Consider the following 19,946-nt stretch of genomic DNA (forward strand, 5'->3'; position numbering starts at 1 on the left):
GGTCGGTCAGCGGAAGCCGACGGTGCGGCCGCGCCGGGACTTCAGCGCCGCGCCCTTGGCCCGTGCCTGGTCGGCGAGGTCGACCTGGAACGCCTTCATCTGCTCCAGCAGGTCCGGGTCGGCGGCGGCCAGGATCCGGACGGCGAGCAACCCGGCGTTGCGGGCGTTGCCCACCGCGACCGTGGCCACCGGCACCCCGCCGGGCATCTGCACGATCGACAGCAGGGAGTCCAGCCCGTCCAGGTGCTTCAACGCGACCGGTACGCCGATCACCGGCAGCGGCGTCACGCTGGCCAGCATCCCCGGCAGGTGCGCCGCACCGCCGGCACCGGCGATCAGCACCCGCAGACCTCGGTCGGCGGCCCGCTCGCCGTAGTCGATCATCTCCCGCGCCATCCGGTGCGCGGAGACCACGTCGACCTCGTACGCGACGCCGAACTCCTCCAGCGCCTTGGTGGCCGCCTCCATCGTGGGCCAGTCGGAGTCCGAGCCCATGACGACCCCGACCACGGGTCCTCCCTCGGCCGGGCCCGGCCGGCCGGCCGCAGCGGCTGCGGCGGCCGCGGGCGTTCCCTCACTCATCGATGTCTCCCGTGAGATAGGCGGCCGCGTGCCGGGCACGGGCGCGTACGTCGTCCAGGTCGTCCCCGAAGGTCGTCACGTGGCCGATCTTGCGGCCCGGACGTACCTCCTTGCCGTACAGATGCACACGCAGTGCGGGGTCGCGGGCCTGGCAGTGCAGCAGGCCCCGGTGCATGTCGGGGTAGTCGCCGCCCAGGATGTTGACCATCACGGTCCAGGGGGCCCGGGCCTGCGGGGAGCCGAGCGGCAGGTCGAGCACGGCGCGCAGGTGGTTCTCGAACTGGCTGGTGACCGCGCCCTCGATGCTCCAGTGGCCGGTGTTGTGCGGGCGCATGGCCAGCTCGTTGACGAGGATGCGGCCGTCGCGGGTCTCGAACAGCTCCACCGCGAGCAGGCCCACCACGTCCAGCTCGCCCGCGATCCGCAGCGCGATCCCCTGGGCGCGTACGGCGAGCTCCTCCGACAGGCCCGGCGCGGGCGCGATCACCTCGTGGCAGATGCCGTCGCGCTGCACCGACTCGACCACGGGGTAGGCGATCGCCTGCCCGGACGGGGACCGCGCGACGAGCGCGGACAGCTCCCGGGCGTAGTCGACGCGTTCCTCGGCGAGAACGGGGATGCCGGCGTCGAAGACGCCCGTCTCCTCCGCGGCGCGCAGGTCCTCGACCATCCATACGCCCTTGCCGTCGTACCCGCCGCGGGTCGTCTTCAGCACCAGCGGCCAGCCGCCGAGCTCATCGGCGGTGTCCGCGAGGTCCGACAGCCCCTTGAGCGCGGCGTGGCGGGGACAGGGCACGCCGAGCGCGGTCAGGCGTTCGCGCATCGCGCCCTTGTCCTGCGCGTAGAGCAACGCGTGCGGTCCCGGGCGTACCGCCACCCCGGCGTCCACCAGCTGGTGCAGGTGGTCGGTGGGTACATGCTCGTGGTCGAAGGTCACCGCGTCGCAGCCGGCCGCGAAGTCCCGAAGGGTACGCAGGTCGCGATAGTCGCCGACCGTGACGTGCCGGGCAACCTGGGCGGCGGACACCTCCGGGCCCTCCGCGAGCACCCGGAACGTCACCCCCAGCGCGATCCCGGCCTGGTGCGTCATCCGGGCCAGCTGGCCGCCGCCGATCATCCCTACGGTCGGGACACCCACGAGGTTGGACACGTCCGCGAGGCTACCGGGCGGCACCGGGCGTGCCCGGACCGGGCGGGCGGTGTGGATGCCGGTAGGCTCCCCCGGTCCGTGCAAGCTTCCGTACCCGTCCCGTCCACGCGAGGTCTCGTGAAACCCCTCGACGCGTTCCAGTCCCGGGTTCGCCGACTCGCCGACGAGCTGGCGAAGTTCGGCGCGGTCGGCGCGGTCGCGTTCGTCGTCGACCTGGGCGGGTTCAACCTGCTGCGCTACGGCCTGGACCACCACGGCCCGCTGGAGCACAAGCCGCTGACCGCCCGGACGATCTCGGTGGTCCTCGCCACCCTGGTGGCGTACTTCGGCAACCGGCACTGGACCTGGAAGGACCGTCCGCGCCGGGCCGTGCACCACGAGTACGCGTTGTTCTTCCTGCTGAACTTCGCCGCGCTCGTGGTCAACCTGGCGATTCTCGGAGTCGCCAACTACGTGCTCGGCCTGCACGACCCGCTGTCCAACCTGGTCGCCAACCTGGTGGGAATCGGCCTCGGCACGCTGATGAGGTTCTGGTCCTACCGCCGCTTCGTCTTCCGCGCACCGGTCGAGGTGAGCGCGGACGGCGAGCCCGACCCGCGGCTGTCCTCGCCGGTCTGAGCGCCGGTCCGCCTGCCGGTCTGGGTGCCGGTCTGGTCCGAGCCGCCGCGCGGCAGGAAGACCGCGAACACCGCGGGGCTGCGGGAGATCATCTCCAGTCGCCCGCCGCCGGCCTCGGCGAGGTCGCGGGCCAGGGCGAGACCGAGGCCGGTCCCGCTGCGGCCGCTGACCGCCCGTTCGAAGACCCGTTGACCAAGCTGCGCGGGTACGCCGGGCCCGGCGTCGGACACCTCGACCACCACCGAGCCGCTGGGCGGAAGGCCGGTGGTGCGGCGCAGGACCACGACCGTGCCGCCGCCGTGGTGCAGGGCGTTCTCCAGCAACGTCGCCAGCACGTGTCCGAGCGTCCCGGGCGTGGCGTTCACCGTCAGGCCCGGCTCGCCGGTCACGTCTATCCGCCGGCCGACCCGGTCGAACGCCGGCCGCCACTCCGCCACCTGCTGGCGTACGACATGGTCGACGTCGACCAGCGTCCGCTGCGCGACGTGGGTGTCCCTGCTCTGTGACAGCAGCCGGTCGACCACGTGGGACAGGCGTTCGACCTGCCCGAGCGCGATGCCGGCTTCCTCGCGGACCACCTCGGGGTCCTTGGTGGCGAGGATCTCCTCCAGCCGCATCGACAGCGCGGTCAGCGGCGAGCGCAGCTGGTGGGAGGCGTCCTGGGACAGCTGGCGTTCGGCGGCCAGCAGGTCGGTGATCCGGATGGCGCTCTTCTCCAGCGCGCCGGCCACCCGGTCGAGTTCGGGCAGGCCGTACCGATGGCGGTGCGGACGCGGGTCACCAGAGCCCAGGCGTTCGGCCGCGGCGGCGAGCTCTTCCAGCGAACGCGAGATGCCGCGCGCCTGCCAGACCCCGATGCCGATCGCGACCAGCACGGCGATCGCCCCGAAGGCGACCAGGGTCAGACGTTCGGTCCAGCCGGCACCGAAGTAGTGGCCCCTGAACGCGGCGATCGGCAACGCGAACAACGTCGCCGTGACCACGGCGATAACCACCGTGGTGACGACCAACCGGCGACGCATCCGACCTGCCCCCTGCCCTGCTCAGCCGCTCAGCCACGCTCGAAGCGGAAGCCGACGCCGCGCACCGTGGTGATGAACTTCGGGTCCGACGCGTCGTCGCCCAGCTTCCTGCGCAGCCAGGAGATGTGCATGTCCAGTGTCTTGGTCGACGACCACCAGGTGGTCTCCCAGACCTCGCGCATCAGCTGGTCCCGGGTCACCACCCGGCCCGTCTCGCGGACCAGGACGCGCAGCAGGTCGAACTCCTTGGCGGTCAGGTGGAGTTCCTCACCCGCGAGCCAGGCACGGCGGGACTCGGCGTCGATGCGTACGCCGGCGCCCTCCTCCGCGGGTCCGTCCGACCAGCCCTCCGGCTTGCCCCGCCGCAGCAGTGCGCGCACGCGCGCGAGCAGCTCGGCCAGCCGGAACGGCTTGGTCACGTAGTCGTCGGCGCCGGCGTCCAGGCCGACCACCGTGTCCACCTCGTCGGCACGGGCGGTGAGCACGAGAACGGGGACGCGGTTGCCGTCGACCCGCAGCCGCCGGCAGACCTCCAGGCCGTCGACGTCGGGCAGGCCGAGGTCGAGGACCACGAGGTCGAACGAGCCGCCCGACAGGATCGCCAGCGCCGGCTCGCCCGCCGCGGTGACCTCCACGTCGTACCCCTCCCGGCGCAGTGCCCGGGCCAGCGGGTCGGAGATCGCCGGATCGTCCTCGGCGAGCAGGATCTGGTGCCCGTGCCGGCCGGTCTGGTCGTTCACCAGGGTGCCGCTCACGCCGGGGAGCTCGTTGTCGGCGCAGGACTCACCCGGTGGCCGGTTGAGGGTGCGCCGCCCACTCTGCTCGCCCACCACAGACGCGCTTCGTGTCATGGGGCCGATCGTACGACCGTGACCACGGCGGGTCGCCGCTCACCCGCCAGCGGACGGCGGCCGACCGTGGTCCGCCCGGGGTCCGACCGGGGTCCGACCGGGCCTGTTCCGGGTGGAGCGTTCCGAGTAGGGCGTTCTCGAGTACGCCGTCGGGTCCGGGAGGGATGTCCGATCTGCCCGGTAGTTCCCCCGGGCAAGGGTCGTGCCCCGGCCGTTCGGACGGTCCCTCCCGGACCTGCCCGTGTGCCCGGTTAGCGGGCAGAGGTGCCTGGGTAGGTCGTCACCGGCGCGACCTGGCGGGCCCCGCCTACGGAGCGCCCGGGTGGCAGGGGGTCTGCGTGATGGGGTCGACGCCTCTCACCGCGCGTGGCCGCTCCCGGTCCGTGCCGGCCTGGGGAAAGGCCGCCGCGACGACCGCGGCGGCGATGGTGACGCTGACCGCCTCGGCGCTCGTCGGCGGGTGCCAGGGTTCCTCGCCCTCGCCGGACAACTCCTCGTCCTCACCGGCCGCCACTCCCGTGCCCACGATCGGCACGATGGAAGCGGACGGGGTGGGCGCGTCCGGCGTCAGTGACGTGGTGGTGGGACCCGGCCGCCGCCCGCTCTACCGGAACTCCGTGGACACCGCCGCCAGGATCCGCTGCGTCGATGCGTGTGCCCGCGCCTGGCCGCCGGTGCTCGTTCCCGCGGGGGTGACCGTCCCCGCCAAGGTGGCCGGGGTGAACGGCACGTTCGGCGTGGTCCTCCGGCCTGACCGGACCCGGCAGCTCGCGCTGGACGGCAGGCCGCTCTACCGCTACAACGCCGACCGGGTGGACGGGTCGGTCGGCGGCAACGGGTCGCAGGTCGACTTCGGCGGCCGGAAGTACACCTGGTGGGTGGTCACCACGCTCGGCACGGTGGCCTCGCAGACGCCGACACCGACGAGCACGCCGGGGACCTCTCAGTACCAGGGGTACTGAGAGGTCCCCGGCGGGCGTACTTCTCGGCTCTACCGCGCGGGCCGGAGGTTCGCCGGCGTGGGGACGGTACGACTGCGCGGACCCGCCCGCAGCACCTGCGAGGGCACCTGGTGGCCGACCAGCCGCTCCGCGGTCGCGGCGACGTCCAGCAGCAGGTCGAGATCGACGCCGGTCTCCACGCCCATGTCCGCCAGCATGTGCACGACCTCCTCGGTGGCGATGTTGCCGCTCGCCCCCGGCGCGTACGGGCAGCCGCCCAGGCCGCCGACACTGGCGTCGAAGTCGGTCACGCCGAGCCGCAGCGCGGTCAGCAGGTTGGCCAGGCCGGTGCCGCGGGTGTTGTGGAAGTGCAGGGCGAGCGACGTGTCCGGGAACGCCTCCCGGGTGCGGCCCACGAGATCCTCGACCCGGGTGGGCGTGGCCATGCCGGTGGTGTCGCCGTACGCCAGGGAGTCCGCTCCCGCCGCGAGCGCCGCGCGGGCCACGCCGACGGTCTGCCCGACCGGGATGTCCCCTTCGTACGGACAACCCCACGATGTCGCGACGATGACCTGGCACCGGGCGCCCTGGCCGTGGGCGTACTCGACCAGCGGACCGAGCTCGGCGAGCGACTCCGCGGTGGTGCGGTTGAGGTTCGCGCGGTTGTGGGTGTCGGAGGCGGAGACCACCACCTCCAGTTCGGTGAAGCCGGCCTCGACCGCCCGCCGGGCACCGACCAGGTTGGGCACCAGCGCGGAGTAGGTGACGTGGGGGCTCTTCGCCGCGGCCGCCCACACCTTCGCCGCGTCACCCATCTGCGGAATGGCCTTCGGGTGGACGAAACTGACCGCCTCGATCCGGCTCAGGCCGGTCTTCGACAGCGCGTCGAGGAGCTCGATCTTTCCCGCGGTGGGTACGGGGGGTTCGTTCTGCAGCCCGTCGCGCGGACCGACCTCCCGCAACCAGACCCGGCTCGGCACCTGCATCGTGGCCACCTCCCCCACCAGTGTGGCGCACGGGCGCGAAGCCGCTGCTGCGGATCGTGTCTCCGCCGGCGGTCACCGGTCGGCTCAGGCCTCCGGCGCCGACTCGGGGATGACCGAGGCCGCCTCGTCGGAGTCGGCTGCGCCTTCCGCCTCGCCCGAGTTCGCCTCGCCCGAGTTCGTCCCGCCCGGCTCCGCCTCACCGCGGCTCTGCCGGGGCACCCCCACGGACCTGGGCGGCCGGTCGGCGTCCGAGGTGGGGTCCGACGCGGCGTTCGGAGTGGTCTCGGCGCTGGGCGTGGGTACGGGGCCGGCCACCACCCACGTGGGTCCGGGTCCGTTCGCGCGGTCCAGCAGCGCCAGCGCGTAGGCGTATCGCCGGCGCACGGCCTCCTGGGCGGACTCGTCGAGGCGGGCCAGCCGCGCGGCGCTGAGGTTGTGCCGGATGTCGGCGCGCTTGACCAGAATGGCGGGCGGTGTCTCCACCAGCCGGTCGAGGTGATCCTCGTACGACTCCCCCGGTCGGCGGGTGAGCGCGTCCACCATGTCCACCACGTCCGAGGGGACACCCAGGTCGATCAGCTGGGCCAGGCTGAGCTCGGTGTCCTCCACGCAGTCGTGCAGGAGCGCCGCGAGCTGCTGTTCGGGCGTACCGCCGCCGTCGCGGGTGAGCCGGGCCACCGCGCGGGTGTGCTCCACCGCGGGCCGGCCGGAGGGGTCGAACCGGTCGTGGTGCACCACCGCGACCAACTGCTGCGCCGCGCCGAGGTGGTCCACCGGCTGGCGGAGATAGGCGAACGCGTGCTGCCAGGAGGAGAACAACTCGTCGAAGACCGGCTCGGTGGCCACCGCCAGCGGGATGAACCGCTCACAGGTCTCGTGGTAGATCTCCCGCTGGGACTCCACCGTCGGGTAGGTGTGCAGCCGCTGCACCAGGGCGTACCTCCCGGCCAGCCGCACCATCGGGGAATCCACGAGTCCGGCGACCCGCGTACCGAAGCGTTCCTCGATGTGCTCCATCGTGCAGGGATAGTCCTCGGACAGGTGGTGCAGAAGCCCGGCGGTGAGCAGGCCGAGTTCGGTGACACCGAACTCCCGGACCAGCAGCTCCGCCACCTCGTAGCGAGTGGCGCGGCCGCCCCAGTGGTCGGCGAACCGGACGGCTCGCCGAAGGTGCGGCGTGGTTCCGGTCGGGAGGTAGCGCGACAGAACGCGGGACGCCTCCGCCCAGGTATCCCAGCCCCGATAGACCTTCATGCCATCCCCATTCCCCCGGTGCCCCTCTCATTCCCCAGGCCAGACCGGCGGACGCTTCTCGTTGAACGCCGCGATGCCCTCCTTCCGGTCCGGTGAGAACGCGGTGGCCCGCCAGGCGGCGTCCTCGATCGCCAGCCCGGCGGCGAGGTCGGCGTCGGCGCCGAGGCGCAGGGCCTGCTTCGCCTGCCGGACACCGACGGGTGAGTTGGCGGCGATCTGGGTGGCGAGGTCCACAGCCGTCTGCCGCGCCCGGCCCGGAGCCACCAGCCGGTCCACCACGCCGAGCCGGTCCGCCTCGGCCGCCTCGACCCGGCGGCCGGTGAGGATCAGGTCGCCCGCCCGGGACCGGCCGACCCGGCGCGCCAGCAGCTGGGTACCCCCGCCGCCGGGGACCAGGCCGACCGAGACCTCCGGCAGCCCGAACACCGCGGTCTCGTCGGCGACGATCAGGTCGCAGGACAGGGCCAGCTCGAAGCCGCCGCCCAGGGCGTACCGGTGCACCGCGGCGATCACCGGCATCGGCAGGTCGAGGATGCTCCCGAACAGCCGGCGGATCACCGGCCGCTGGCGCCACAGATCCTGGTCGTCGAACGTGTTGCGCTCCTTGAGGTCGGCACCCACGCAGAACGCCTTCTCGCAGGCGCTGGAGAGTACGACCGCACGGACCCGCTGGTCGGCCGCGAGCGACGTGGCGGCCCGGATGATCGCCTCGGCCTGGGCGGTGGACACGGCGTTCAGCGCCTCGGGGCGATCGAGGGACAACTCGGCCACGTGGCCCGCGTCGTCGACCCGGCGGACCTGGACACCCTTGGACGTCGCAGACATGCCGGCAAGCCTAGGGTCTGTCCTGGGGCGCGAGCCCGGGATTCTTCCGCGGTGCGAGGCCCGGGCCGGGCCGGTCAGTACGGCTCGTAGTCGGTGCGGGTCCTGGGTCCGTCATAACGCGAGCGCTGCCGGCGGGTGGGGGTCTCGTCATCGTCGTCCTCGCGGGCGAAGACGAGTTCGGACAGCGTCCGCTGGACCGTTTCCACGTTCGGCACGTCGGGCAGGGTGACCCGGCCCTGTTCCCCCGCCGACCACACGATGAGGGTGCCGCAGCCGAGGATCCGGTCGGTGAGGCCGCGTTCGCTGGCCACGTCGTTGATCCGGGTGAGCGGGATGTCGCGGCCGCTCCGGGTGACGACGCCGGTACGGGTGATCAGCCGCCGGTCGGTGACGGCGTAGGTGGAGGACATCCAGTTGAGGGCCGGCCAGACGGCGTAGACGAGTACGCCCACCACGGCCGCGGCGACGATGAACAACTGGACCCACCTCTGGTAGGCACCCGAGGGCACCAGCGAGATCAGCACCAGGGCCGCGCCGAGAGTGAGGAAGAACAACACGACCGGCCCGATCATGATCTTCCAGTGCGTACGCATGCTGAGGTAGACCTGCTCGCCGTCGCCCAGCATCTTCGACGGGATGCCCATCACCGCTCCTCACTCACCGACCTGCCGGACGTAACCGGGCCTGCCGGCCGTCCAGCCGGTCGGAATCACCGGACTCGGGCCAGGACCCACCGGATCGCACCGATTGGTTCCTGACCTCCGATCATGCCCGACCGATACCGGTCAGCGCACGTGCACCACGTCACCGGCACCGAGCGCGTGGTCACCGTCGGTGGTACGCACCACGAGCCGGCCCCCCTCGTCCACGTCCACGGCCCGTCCCTCGAGCCAGCGGTCGGGTGCGAGCTGGACCCGCACGTCCCGGCCCACCGTCGCACACCGGGCGCGGTAGGCGGCCCGGAGTCCGCCCGAGAAGTCGTCACCGGTGCCGCCGCCCGCCCGCCATGCCGCGTAGAGCGCTTCCAGCACCCGGACCACCGCGACCAGCAGGGTGGCCCGGTCGGTGGTGGCCGCTCCCGCGAGGCGCAGCGAGGTGGCGTGGGGGCCGGGAAGCTCGGCGGCGGTCGTGCTGGCGTTCAGCCCGACACCGACCACCGCGGCCGGGCCGGTGGAAGTCTCCACGCGTTCGAGCAGGATGCCGCACAGCTTGCGGTCGTCCAGGAGTACGTCGTTGGGCCACTTCAACCGGGACCGGACGTCGGCCACCGACTCCACCGCCTCGACCACGGCGCATCCGGTGAGCAGCGGCAGCCACGGCCAGTGCTGGGCCGGCACCTCGGCCGGGCGCAGCAGCAGCGAGAACATCAGCCCGGACCGGGGCGGCGAGGTCCACTCACGAAGGAGCCGGCCGCGGCCCGCGCTCTGGTAGTCGGTGGCGACCAGCGTCCCCTCGGGCGCGCCGGCGACGGCGAGCGCCCGGACGTCGGCGTTGGTGGACCCGGTCTCGGCGACCACCCGCAGGTCGGTGACCAGCCGGCCGGGATGCACGAGCGTCGACCGCAGACCGGCCGCCGCGAGGGGCGGCCGGTCCAGGTCGACGTACGGGGACGACATCCCGCCAGCCTAGGCGGCCGGGCGAGGCGGGATGAGGGGACCCGCGCCCGCCTACTTGAGGAAGATCTCCACCACGGGGACGAGCTGGTCGGGCCGCTGCACCGGAAGCTCCAGCGTCACCGTCCCGTGCGGCACGCCCTTCACGCCGATGTTGGAGTCGACTTCCTCCCCGGCGTACTCCCGGAACTTCACCTCCGACGCGTCGTGCAGCAGCTGGGCGTACTTGATCCGGCCGCCGAGCCCGGGCAGGTGTGCGTGCCGGAACGGCCAGCCGAACAGGTGGAGGTAGAGCCGGTCACCGCGCTGGGTGTAGCGGCCGTCCGCCGGCGGGGTGAACTCGGACGGTCCGGCGCCGTAGATCGACCGGCCGTGCCGGCGGGTCCAGCGGCCGATCTCCGACAGCGTCGCGAGGGCCCGCTCGTCGAACTCGCCGCGCCCGGTGGGCCCGACGTTCAGCAGCAGGTTGCCGTCCTTGGACACCGAGTCGACCAGCATCCGCACCAGCAGGTCGGGCGACTTCCAGTCCAGGTTGTCCCGGTCGTAACCCCAGCTGCCGTTGAGAGTCTGGCAGGCCTCCCACGGGACCTCGCGGCCGTCGATGGTGGGCGGGGTGTGCGGCTGGAACTGCTCCGGCGTGGTGAAGTCGCCGGGGAAGTCGAGCCGGTTGTTGATCAGGATGTCCGGCTGCAGGCCGCGCACCAGCTTGACCAGCGCCTCGGAGTCCCAGTCGTCGTGGCCCTTCCCGGGCAGGTCGTACGCCGACATGCCGGGGTAGGAGAAGTCGAACCACATCACGTCGATGTCGCCGTAGCGGGTGAGGAGTTCCTCGACCTGGCCGTGGAGGTAGCGACGGTACTTCTCGATGTCGCGCCTGCCCGCCTGCGAGGCGCGGAAGTCGGCGTCGTCGACACGGGGGTGCAGCGCGTCCACGGGGTACTCGGGGTGGTGCCAGTCGATCAGCGAGTGGTAGAAGCCGACCCCGAGGTCCTCGGCGCGGAACGCGTCCACGAACGGCCGCACCAGGTCACGGGCGGCGGGGGTGTTGGTCGCCTTGTAGTCGGTGAGGCCGGAGTCCCACAGGGAGAAGCCCTCGTGGTGCTTGGTGGTGAGGACGGTGTACTTCATCCCGGCCTCGGCGGCCGCCTTCGCCCACACCCGTGGGTCGTAGAGGTCGGGGTCGAAGTGCTCGAAGTACGGCTGGTACTGCTCGTCGGTGAGCTTCTCGCGCTTCTTCACCCACTCGTGCCGCGCGGGCAGGGCGTAGAGACCCCAGTGCACGAAGAGCCCGAACCGGCGGGCCCGGAGCTTGTCAACTGATGCTTGCGGTGCCGGCATGGCGCAGCCTTCCTGCGACGACGGGCGGGCGGTCGATAGGTCTGATGTCTACCAACCCACCCGCCGGCCGAACAAGCACTCGCCCTGACCGAAACCTGGCACGCTCGCTGCGTGCCCGGTCAGTGACTCAGCCGGTGTTCTGCAGGCCGGCCGCCACGCCGTTCACGGTGAGCAGCACCAGGCGGCGCAGTCGCTCGGTCTCGCCCTCGGAGAGTTTCTGCGTACGCAGGGCCCGGAACGCCCGCAACTGCAGGTAGGACAACGCGTCCACGTAGGGATTGCGCAGCTCCACCGCGCGGCCGAGCACCCGGCGGTTCTCCAGCAGGCGTTCGTGTCCGGCGACCTTCAGCACCCACTCGGTCGTACGGGCGTGTTCGGCCAGCACCTGCTCGGCGAGGTCGGGCCGGTCACCGAGCTCGAGGTAGCCGCGGGCGATCCGGGCGTCGGTCTTGGCCAGCGACATCTCGACGTTGTCCAGCGTCACCGCGAACAACGGCCACTGCGCGTACGCCTCCCGCAGCGCGTCCAGGTCACCGACGGCCTCCAGCCCGGCACCCACGCCGTACCACCCGGTGAGGTTGACCCGGGCCTGCGTCCACGCGAACACCCACGGGATCGCCCGCAGGTCCTCAAGCGACGACAGCGCGAGCCCTCGGCGGGCGGGCCGGGAACCGATCGGGAGCTGGCCGAGCTCCTCCACCGGCGTGACCCGGGCGAACCACTCGGCGAACCCGTCGCTGCGGACCAGCCGGTGGTAGGTCGCGCGGGCCGCGTCGTCCATCGTCGCGGCCAGGCCGGCGAACTTCTCCGCGGCGTTGGCGGTGCGCTTCTCCACCGCGGGGGTGGAGGCGAGCAATGTGGCCGCCGCGACCTGCTCGATGTGCCGGCGGGCGATGATCGGGTCGCCGTACCGGGCGAAGATGACCTCGCCCTGCTCGGTGAGCTTGAACCGGCCGCTGACCGAGCCGGGTGCCTGCGCCAGCACCGCGCGGTTGGCCGGGCCGCCGCCGCGGCCGAGCGCGCCGCCGCGGCCGTGGAAGAGGGTGAGCCTGATCGAGTTGCGTTCGGCCCAGGCGGCCAGCGCGGCCTGCGCCTCGTACAACGCGAGCGTCGCCGACAGCGGGCCGGCGTCCTTGGCGGAGTCGGAATAGCCGAGCATCACCTCGAAGCGGCGGTCGGTCTCGGCCAGCCGGCGCTGGATCGGCTCCAGCTCCAGTGCCTGGTCGAGGATGCCGATCGAGGCGCGCAGGTCGTCCTCGGTCTCGAAGAGGGGTACGACGTCGAGGGCGAGCGGCCGCCCGTCCAGCGCATACTTCGCGAGCTCCGGCACCGCGGCGAGGTCGTCGACGGACTGGGTGAACGACACGACGTAGCGGCGGCACGCGTCCGCGCCGAAGCGCTGCTGGATCTGCGCCATCACCCGGAAGACCGCGAGCACCTCCTCGGTCTCCGGCGACACGTCGCCGCCGGCGCGCAGCTCCGCGAGGGCCCGCGCGTGCACCTTGGAGTGCTGGCGTACCTCCAGCTCGGCCAGGTGGAAGCCGAACGTCTCCACCTGCCAGATCAGGTGCTGGAGCTCGCCGTACGCCTGCCGCGGCGCGCCGGCCGCGGCGAGGGAGGACTGGACGGTACGCAGCTCCCGCAGCAGCTCACCGGCGTCCGCGTAGGCGAAGTCGGCGTCGCGCTGCCGGGTCGCGGCGAGCTTGCGCGCGGCCAGCAGCAGCACCTGCCGGTGCGGCTCGCCCGGCGAGCGGGTGGCGACGTCCTCGGCCAGGTCGGGGAAGGCCGCGCGGGCGTCGGCGAGGATGCGGCGCACCCCCGGGGCCGGCGGCGTGGTCTCGGCGTCCGCGGTCAGCGCGCGGCCGAGCCGCTCGCAGACGCGTTCCAGGGCGCGGAGGACGTGGTCGGCCTGGATGGCCATCGCCTTCTGGGTGAACGCCGCGGTGACGAACGGGTTGCCGTCCCGGTCCCCGCCGATCCACGAACCCAGCCGGACGAACGCCGGCACCCGCGGCGGCTGCGTACCCGCGTTGCTGCCCGCGATCTGGTCGTCGAGCTGGCGGTACACCTGCGGGAGCACCTGGAACAGCGTGTCGTCGAAGACCGTCATCGCCGTACGGACCTCGTCCAGCGGGCCGGGCTTGGTCACCCGGATCTGGGACGTACGCCAGAGGACGTCGATCTCCTCCAGCAGGCGGCGTTCGTTCTCGGCCAGCTCGCCCGCGCCGAGCCGGGAGTCGTCGCGCTGGGCGAGCAGCGTGGAGATGCGGCGGATCGTCGAGGACACCGCACGCCGGCGCGCCTCGGTCGGGTGCGCGGTGAGGACCGGGCGGAACTCCAGCCCGGACAGCAGGCCCACGGCCTCCTCCTCGCCGTACTGCGCGGTCACCTCGGCCACGGCGGCCGCGACGGAGTCGCGGACCGGCGCGTCGCCGGTGTCGTACTCACGCAGCGCGCGGACCCGCTGGAACTCCTCGGCCAGGTTGGTGAGGTGGAAGTAACAGGTGAACGCCCGGGCGACATTGTCGGCCCGCTCGATGTCCCAGGAGGAGACCAGCTCCTCGCACGCCGCCGCGGCCTGGTCGGCGCGCTCGTGGTCGTCGTCGTGGACGGCGATGGTCAGCTCGCGGAGCTTCTCGACGTCGTCCAGGAGGTCCTGCCCGCCGAACTCCTTGAGCACGGTGCCGAGCAGCTCCCCCAGCAGGCGGACGTCCGCACGAAGCGGGGCCGGCATCTCGAAACGAGCATGGACACGGGAAGCCTGGGACGTGGGCATATTGGCAAGCGTAGTCCGCGTCCGTGTGAACCCCTCGGCGCGCCGGTACGACCGCGGCAAGGCTCGGTTTTCGGCTGCCCCTGCGGGTGTCGTTCCGCATCCGGGTGGTATCCGAGGGTAGGTGCCTGCCTGGCCGAACCTGTCACGGCGTGCCCGGAAGCTGGCCGGTCCTGACACGTCGGCTGGTTGTGCAGGGGTATTCGGGGTTTCGCCGCGAGCCGGAGCACGGACCGGGCGAGAACGGCGGAGTAGAGTCTCGGCCGCACCGAAACAGCTGGGGTTGGGGAGGATCGATGGCAGCCGGGCAACCGGACAGTGCCCGCGAGCAGGGCGTGGAGGACAGCGACCCGGCGGACGCCGACCGCGACGGCGCGATCGACATCCACTCGACCGCGGGCAAGCTCGCCGACCTCGAACGCCGGCTCGGCCAGGCCGTGCACGCGGGCTCGGAGCGGGCGATCGAACGCCAGCACGCGCGCGGCAAGCTCACCGCCCGGGAGCGGATCGAGCTGCTGCTGGACGAGGGGTCCTTCGTCGAGCTCGACGAGTTCGCCCGGCACCGGTCCACCAACTTCGGCCTCGGCGGCAACCGACCCTACGGCGACGGTGTGGTGAGCGGCTTCGGCACGATCGCCGGCCGCCAGGTGTGCGTTTTCAGCCAGGACTTCACCGTCTTCGGTGGCAGCCTCGGCGAGGTGTACGGCGAGAAGATCGTCAAGGTGATGGACCTCGCCCTCAAGACCGGTTGCCCGATCGTCGGGATCAACGAGGGCAGCGGCGCCCGCATCCAGGAGGGCGTGGCCTCCCTCGGGCTGTACGGCGAGATCTTCCGCCGCAACACCCTCGCCTCCGGGGTGATCCCGCAGATCTCCATGATCATGGGCACCTGCGCGGGCGGGCACGTCTACTCCCCGGCGCTCACCGACGTGACGGTGATGGTCGACCAGACCTCGCACATGTTCATCACCGGCCCCGGCGTGATCAAGACCGTCACCGGTGAGGACGTGTCGTTCGAGGACCTCGGCGGGGCGCTCACCCACAACACCAAGAGCGGCAACGCGCACTACCTCGCCACCGACGAGAGGGACGCCGCCGACTGGGTCAAGGCGCTGTTGTCGTACCTCCCGCAGAACAACCTGGAGGAACCGCCGGTCTACGACGAGGAACCGGCCGTCGAGGTGACCGACGCCGACCGCGAGCTGGACACGCTGATCCCAGACTCGGCCAACCAGCCCTACGACATGCACACGGTCGTCGAGCACGTCCTCGACGACGGCGAGTTCCTGGAGCTGCACCCGATGTTCGCGCCCAACGTCGTCTGCGGCTTCGGCCGGGTCGACGGGCGAAGCGTCGGCGTGGTGGGCAACCAGCCGTTGCAGTTCGCGGGCTGCCTGGACATCGACGCGTCGGAGAAGGCGGCGCGGTTCGTGCGTACGTGCGACTCGTTCAACATCCCGATCCTCACCTTCGTCGACGTGCCCGGCTTCCTTCCAGGCACCGACCAGGAGTGGAACGGCATCATCCGCCGGGGAGCGAAGCTCATCTACGCCTACGCCGAGGCGACCGTGCCGCTGGTCACCGTCATCACCCGCAAGGCCTACGGCGGTGCGTACGACGTGATGGGGTCCAAGCACCTCGGCGCGGACGTCAACCTCGCCTGGCCGACCGCGCAGATCGCGGTGATGGGTGCACAGGGAGCGGTGGAGATCCTCTACCGCAAGGAGCTGGCCAAGGCCGAGGATCCCGACGCCCAGCGGGCGAAGTTCGTACAGGAGTACGAGGACACCCTCGCCAATCCGTACATCGCGGCCGAGCGCGGCTACGTCGACGCGGTGATCCACCCGCACGAGACCAGGGTGGAGATCATCCGGGCGCTGCGCCTGCTGCGGAACAAGCGGGAGACCATGCCGCCGCGCAAGCACGGAAACATCCCGCTGTAAAGACGCCGTTGACATCCGACCGACATCCCGACCGACGTCCCGGCGAAATCCACGAGCAGGCGGAGGAGGACCACGCGATGACTGGTGAATCGAGCGGTACGCCGGACCCCGCGGCGGCCTCGATGGACTCCTCGGGGCTGCCGGAGCCGGTGCTGCGGGTGGTGAAGGGCAACCCCACGCCGGCGGAGTTCGCCGCCCTGGTGGCGGTGGTGACGGCCAAGCAGCGGGCGGCGGCCGCGGCTGCCGAGGACGACCACCGGCGGGGACGGGGAGGCGCGAAGTCCGGCTGGGCGGCGTACTGGCGCCGGACCTCCCACCAGCCGCTGCGGCCCGGTCCGGGGGCCTGGCGGGCCAGCGCCCTCCCCCGCTAGCCACGTTCCAAGCCGGGCGACGCCGAACGCCTGCGCCCGTCGAGCCGTCGAACCGTCGAGCAGACCGCGGCGCAATTCCCGGGCGTACGACACGGAGCGTCCCCTAAGCTCTCGCCTCATGGGGCGCACTGACGAGATCGCTGACAGGTACGTCGACGACTACGCCGCCGCCGACCCGGTAGGCGCGACGTTCGCGGGCATCGCGGGCTATGACGACCAGCTCACCGACTACTCCCCCGACGGCTTCGACCGGCGGGCCGACCTGGCCCGCGCGGCCGTCCGCGAACTGCAGGCGACCGAGCCGCAGGACGAGCGGGAGACGGTCGCCCGAGCGGCCATGCTCGAGCGCCTCGGTCTCGAACTCGAGCGCCACGACGCCGGTGTCACCACCAGCGACCTCAACGTCGTGGCCAGCCCGCTGCAGGACGTCCGCGGCGCCTTCGACCTGATGCCCACCGACAGCGAGGCGGCGTGGGCCACGGTGGCGGCCAGGTTGGCGAGGATTCCCGACGCGCTCGGCGGCTTCCGGCTTTCGCTCGCCGAGGCCGCCGCGGACGGCCGGGTCGCGGCCCGCCGCCAGATCGACGCCTGTGCCGACCAGTGCCGGTCCTGGCTGCCGCCCGAGGACGACTTCTTCGGCTCGCTGGTCGCGCAAGCCGGCGTTGACAGCGATGGAGGCGTCGCCGTCGGGTCCGCCCTGCGGGCCGATCTCGCCCGTGGCGCGGAGGTGGCCCGGCAGTCGGTGGCCGACTTCGAACGCTTCCTGCGCACCGAGCTCGCTCCGAAGGGACGCACGACCGACGGAGTCGGCGAGGCGCAGTACGCACTCGCCTCCCGCTACTTCCTGGGCGCCGCCGTCGACCTCGCCGAGACCTACGCGTGGGGCTGGGAGGAGCTGACCCGGATCGAGACGGACATGCGTGGCGTCGCCGATCGGATCGTCCCCGGCGGCTCCGTCGCGGACGCCGTGAGCGCGCTGGACACGGACCCCCAGCGCCGGATCGCCGACAAGGACGCCTTCCGCGAGTGGATGCAGGAACTCGCCGACCGGACCCTCGCCGAACTCGCGGGGGTCCACTTCGACATCCCGGAGGAGATCCGCCGCATCGAGTGCCGCATCGCGCCCACCAGTGACGGCAGCATCTACTACACCGCGCCCAGCGAGGACCTTGCCCGCCCGGGCCGGATGTGGTGGTCGGTGCCGAAGGGCGTCACGTCGTTCGCCACCTGGAAGGAGGTGACCACCGTCTTCCACGAGGGCGTACCCGGCCACCACCTGCAGGTCGCGCAGACCGTCGTACGCAAGGACCTCCTCAACCGCTGGCAGCGCCTGCTGTGCTGGGTTTCCGGGCACGGTGAGGGCTGGGCGTTGTACGCCGAACGACTGATGGACGACCTCGGCTACCTCGACGAACCCGGCGCGAAGCTCGGCATGCTGGACGCGCAGGCGTTGCGGGCGGCGCGGGTGGTGGTCGACCTCGGGTTGCACCTCGGCTACCCGATCCCGCCGAACGCCTTCGGCTGGCGGGTCGGCGAACGCTGGACTCCCGAGCTGGCGCTGGAGTTCATGCTGGCCCACACCCGGGTCGACGAGGACTTCCTGCGCTTCGAGGTGAACCGCTACCTCGGCTGGCCGGCGCAGGCCCCGTCGTACAAGGTGGGCGAACGGATCTGGCTCGCCGCCCGCGAGGACGCCAGGGCACGCAAGGGGTCGGCGTTCGACCTGAAGGAGTTCCACCGCGCGGCGCTCGACCTCGGTGCGCTCGGTCTCGACCCGCTGCGGGACGCCCTCGCCCGCCTGTGACCCTCGCGGGCTCGCCCGCCTCGGCCGGCGGCCAGGCCACCAGGTTCCTTCACACTTCGGTCGAAGTGCCGGTCGGCTTCGGTTCGATCGGCTGAACGTGCACCGCTCACCAACCGGTGTCGTTCCTCACCGCCAAGGCCAGAACGCCGAACTCGAGAATCACAGCCAGCACGGCGAACAACGGATACCAGCGGTACTTCCACTGCGCGGCGAACCAGCCCTTCCAGGTGAAGTAGCAGGCGGCGCCTCCTAGCACGAGCATGACCGCTACACCCCAGTCATCCCGTTCCAGACCGCGTCGCAACCTGAACCACCCTGCGATTACCGCCAGCAGAAACGCGAAGACGGCTGGATACATCACGAGGAAGCGAAGGTCGTCGACGGAGCGGTACCCGAGTCCCCGCCGAAACTCTGCTCGGCGGGGAGACCGAATCACACCGCTCTCCCGCTCGACCCGTTCGAGTTCCTCGATACTCCTTCGCATTCGGCCGTATCGATAAAATCTGGCCATCGTCAACAGGAACTTGTCAAGCACCCGGTCAATGGTTCGAAGGACCGCCATGTGCTGACTGCCCTCCTCGCGGTCGTCCTGTCGGGGTCCGGAGCCTATCGGACGGGACAACGCCACCGCGCCGGTTCATCCACAGGGTGCTGAACAACTGTCCACAGGCAGTCGTTCGGCGTAGTTGTCCACAGGAACAAACCGAGGAACGACGCAGAGTTCGACACCTTCCTAGGCTTCCTGACGTCAGATTCGTCGAGCGGAAAGTACCGTGCCATGAGCCTCACCGTTGTCCCTGATGACCTCGATGACTTCGCCCGGCTACTTCGGAGGGCAGGTGACGACGCGGAGGCGATCCACGCGCACGCCCGCCGATACGGCGCGATTTCGCTGTCGTCCAGAGGATTGATAGCGCTGGTAAAAGACTGCCACCAGGAGTTCTATCACCCACTGTGCAACCAACTCGGCGAGCTCGCCCGCCTCTTCGAAAACGCGGAGAAGCAGGTCCGGCTCGCGGCATCACGCTACCGATCAACCGACCTCGAGGCGGCGCAGCGACTCGATGGCGCGCTGCCTCCGACCCGACGCTGAGGCGTGACCATGAACACGGACAACACGTATGCGGACAGCGGGTTCGCCGACGTGGTGGACCCCCAGGAAAACCTCGTCCACCCGAGCGGCATCAACGGCTATCCCAGGACTCTCCTCGACTCGATCGACGAGGTGCTGGCCCTGACCAGCCCTTCTGCCTGGATCCTCGAACTCGTCTACGGAACGATCGGGACGGATCCCTTCCAGGAGGTGGCGGCGCGGCTGGCAGGAGACTGGAAATGCTTCGCCGACTGCGTCGACCTGTGGCGCATGCTCGGTGACGCCTACGGAGCCGTCGCTACCAACCTGCGCCGTGGAAACTCTCTCCTCGACGCGACCTGGGACGGCAACGCGGCCGACGCCGCGTTCGACTACTTCCGTGAACTCACGACTTACCTGGACTCGCTCGATCGTGCACTCAAGGCCGGCTCCGAAGCGTACGAGCGTCTCGCCCTCCTGGTGTGGTACGGCTCCAAAGGACTCGGTGAACTGCTCCAGACACTCATCGACTTCGCGCTCTGCGCAGCGACAGCTGTTGCCGCCGGAGCCGCTACGGCCACCACGGGAGTCGGCCCGGTCGTCGCGGCGGCAGTTGCAGCAGCGGCGCTCACCAAGGTTGGACAGACGTGGATTCTCATCACGAAGATGTTGACCAGGATGGAGGTCGGCATCTTCGGAATCTGCGGAAGCGTTGCCCAGCTCTGTTACGCCATCAAGCATCTTCCGCGGCCACCCACCAACGCTGGGCTTTCCACGGCGCCGCCGACTGGTGACTGGTGACT

Annotated in this window: 20 protein-coding genes; 7 read left to right on the plus strand and 13 right to left on the minus strand. The window is 71.4% G+C overall.

Features of this window, described 5'->3' with window-relative positions; genetic code table 11:
- Nucleotides 1-6: 6 nt before the first annotated feature.
- Both purE and F4554_RS21380 read right to left on the minus strand, forming a co-directional pair.
- A complete protein-coding gene (gene purE / locus F4554_RS21375; RefSeq protein WP_179789218.1) occupies nt 7-582 on the minus strand; it encodes a 5-(carboxyamino)imidazole ribonucleotide mutase in 576 nt (191 codons plus the stop codon).
- Complete coding sequence (locus tag F4554_RS21380) at nt 575-1,699, minus strand: 5-(carboxyamino)imidazole ribonucleotide synthase (RefSeq protein ID WP_202890094.1); 1,125 nt, start codon at nt 1,697-1,699, stop codon at nt 575-577. The genes purE and F4554_RS21380 overlap by 8 nt, the downstream gene beginning before the upstream one ends.
- Before the next feature lie 150 nt (nt 1,700-1,849).
- Here F4554_RS21380 and F4554_RS21385 point away from each other — a divergent pair, with 150 nt between their 5' ends.
- Nucleotides 1,850-2,350 carry a GtrA family protein gene (locus tag F4554_RS21385; protein ID WP_179789219.1) on the plus strand — a complete coding sequence of 167 codons (501 nt, stop codon included), beginning with the start codon at nt 1,850-1,852 and terminating at the stop codon, nt 2,348-2,350.
- Here F4554_RS21385 and F4554_RS21390 read toward each other — a convergent pair.
- From F4554_RS21390 to F4554_RS21400, 3 genes are all read right to left on the minus strand, one after another.
- Nucleotides 2,269-3,372, minus strand: coding sequence for a HAMP domain-containing sensor histidine kinase (locus F4554_RS21390; protein WP_179789220.1), 1,104 nt, complete (start codon nt 3,370-3,372; stop codon nt 2,269-2,271). The genes F4554_RS21385 and F4554_RS21390 overlap by 82 nt on opposite strands.
- A gap of 29 nt (nt 3,373-3,401) precedes the next feature.
- Nucleotides 3,402-4,223 carry a response regulator transcription factor gene (locus F4554_RS21395; RefSeq protein WP_179789221.1) on the minus strand — a complete coding sequence of 274 codons (822 nt, stop codon included), beginning with the start codon at nt 4,221-4,223 and terminating at the stop codon, nt 3,402-3,404.
- A gap of 307 nt (nt 4,224-4,530) precedes the next feature.
- On the minus strand, nt 4,531-4,758 hold the full coding sequence (locus F4554_RS21400) for a hypothetical protein (protein WP_179789222.1): 228 nt from the start codon (nt 4,756-4,758) through the stop codon (nt 4,531-4,533).
- Nucleotide 4,759: 1 nt separating this feature from the next.
- Between F4554_RS21400 and F4554_RS21405 the strand changes: the two genes are divergently transcribed.
- The gene (locus tag F4554_RS21405) at nt 4,760-5,185 is read left to right on the plus strand and encodes a COG4315 family predicted lipoprotein (RefSeq protein WP_179789223.1); all 426 of its coding nucleotides are present in this window, start codon (nt 4,760-4,762) and stop codon (nt 5,183-5,185) included.
- Nucleotides 5,186-5,214: 29 nt separating this feature from the next.
- Here the strand turns inward: F4554_RS21405 and F4554_RS21410 are convergent, their stop codons facing one another.
- The 7 genes from F4554_RS21410 to F4554_RS21440 all read right to left on the minus strand — a co-directional run bounded on the left by F4554_RS21410 (nt 5,215) and on the right by F4554_RS21440 (nt 13,914).
- A complete protein-coding gene (locus F4554_RS21410; RefSeq protein WP_179789224.1) occupies nt 5,215-6,150 on the minus strand; it encodes a hydroxymethylglutaryl-CoA lyase in 936 nt (311 codons plus the stop codon).
- Between the two features lie 84 nt (nt 6,151-6,234).
- On the minus strand, nt 6,235-7,404 hold the full coding sequence (locus tag F4554_RS21415) for an HD domain-containing protein (protein ID WP_179789225.1): 1,170 nt from the start codon (nt 7,402-7,404) through the stop codon (nt 6,235-6,237).
- Nucleotides 7,405-7,431: 27 nt separating this feature from the next.
- Nucleotides 7,432-8,229, minus strand: a complete 798-nt coding sequence (locus tag F4554_RS21420; RefSeq protein ID WP_179789226.1) for an enoyl-CoA hydratase/isomerase family protein — start codon at nt 8,227-8,229, stop codon at nt 7,432-7,434.
- A gap of 74 nt (nt 8,230-8,303) precedes the next feature.
- A complete protein-coding gene (locus F4554_RS21425) occupies nt 8,304-8,873 on the minus strand; it encodes a PH domain-containing protein (protein WP_179789227.1) in 570 nt (189 codons plus the stop codon).
- Between the two features lie 141 nt (nt 8,874-9,014).
- The gene (locus F4554_RS21430; protein ID WP_179789228.1) at nt 9,015-9,845 is read right to left on the minus strand and encodes a biotin--[acetyl-CoA-carboxylase] ligase; all 831 of its coding nucleotides are present in this window, start codon (nt 9,843-9,845) and stop codon (nt 9,015-9,017) included.
- Between the two features lie 51 nt (nt 9,846-9,896).
- Entirely contained in the window at nt 9,897-11,180 is a 1,284-nt protein-coding gene (locus F4554_RS21435; RefSeq protein ID WP_179789229.1) for an alpha-L-fucosidase, read from the minus strand.
- Between the two features lie 127 nt (nt 11,181-11,307).
- Nucleotides 11,308-13,914, minus strand: a complete 2,607-nt coding sequence (locus F4554_RS21440) for a phosphoenolpyruvate carboxylase (protein ID WP_238341375.1) — start codon at nt 13,912-13,914, stop codon at nt 11,308-11,310.
- A gap of 335 nt (nt 13,915-14,249) precedes the next feature.
- Here F4554_RS21440 and F4554_RS21445 point away from each other — a divergent pair, with 335 nt between their 5' ends.
- The 3 genes from F4554_RS21445 to F4554_RS21455 all read left to right on the plus strand — a co-directional run bounded on the left by F4554_RS21445 (nt 14,250) and on the right by F4554_RS21455 (nt 18,071).
- Nucleotides 14,250-15,896 (plus strand): acyl-CoA carboxylase subunit beta, encoded by a 1,647-nt coding sequence (locus F4554_RS21445; protein WP_179789231.1) that lies wholly within the window; start codon nt 14,250-14,252, stop codon nt 15,894-15,896.
- 77 nt (nt 15,897-15,973) lie between these two features.
- Nucleotides 15,974-16,267: an acyl-CoA carboxylase subunit epsilon gene (locus F4554_RS21450; RefSeq protein ID WP_238341376.1), complete on the plus strand. Its 294-nt coding sequence runs from the start codon at nt 15,974-15,976 to the stop codon at nt 16,265-16,267.
- 118 nt (nt 16,268-16,385) lie between these two features.
- A complete protein-coding gene (locus tag F4554_RS21455) occupies nt 16,386-18,071 on the plus strand; it encodes a DUF885 domain-containing protein (protein WP_179789232.1) in 1,686 nt (561 codons plus the stop codon).
- 106 nt (nt 18,072-18,177) lie between these two features.
- Here F4554_RS21455 and F4554_RS21460 read toward each other — a convergent pair whose 3' ends face one another.
- Nucleotides 18,178-18,606, minus strand: a complete 429-nt coding sequence (locus F4554_RS21460; RefSeq protein WP_179789233.1) for a hypothetical protein — start codon at nt 18,604-18,606, stop codon at nt 18,178-18,180.
- Between the two features lie 243 nt (nt 18,607-18,849).
- On the opposite strand from F4554_RS21460, the gene F4554_RS21465 reads away from it, so the two are divergent.
- Complete coding sequence (locus tag F4554_RS21465; protein ID WP_179789234.1) at nt 18,850-19,164, plus strand: type VII secretion target; 315 nt, start codon at nt 18,850-18,852, stop codon at nt 19,162-19,164.
- Between the two features lie 9 nt (nt 19,165-19,173).
- Entirely contained in the window at nt 19,174-19,944 is a 771-nt protein-coding gene (locus F4554_RS21470; RefSeq protein ID WP_179789235.1) for a hypothetical protein, read from the plus strand.
- Nucleotides 19,945-19,946: the final 2 nt, after the last annotated feature.

The sequence above is a fragment of the Actinopolymorpha rutila genome (genome assembly GCF_013407855.1).
Taxonomy (GTDB): domain Bacteria; phylum Actinomycetota; class Actinomycetes; order Propionibacteriales; family Actinopolymorphaceae; genus Actinopolymorpha; species Actinopolymorpha rutila.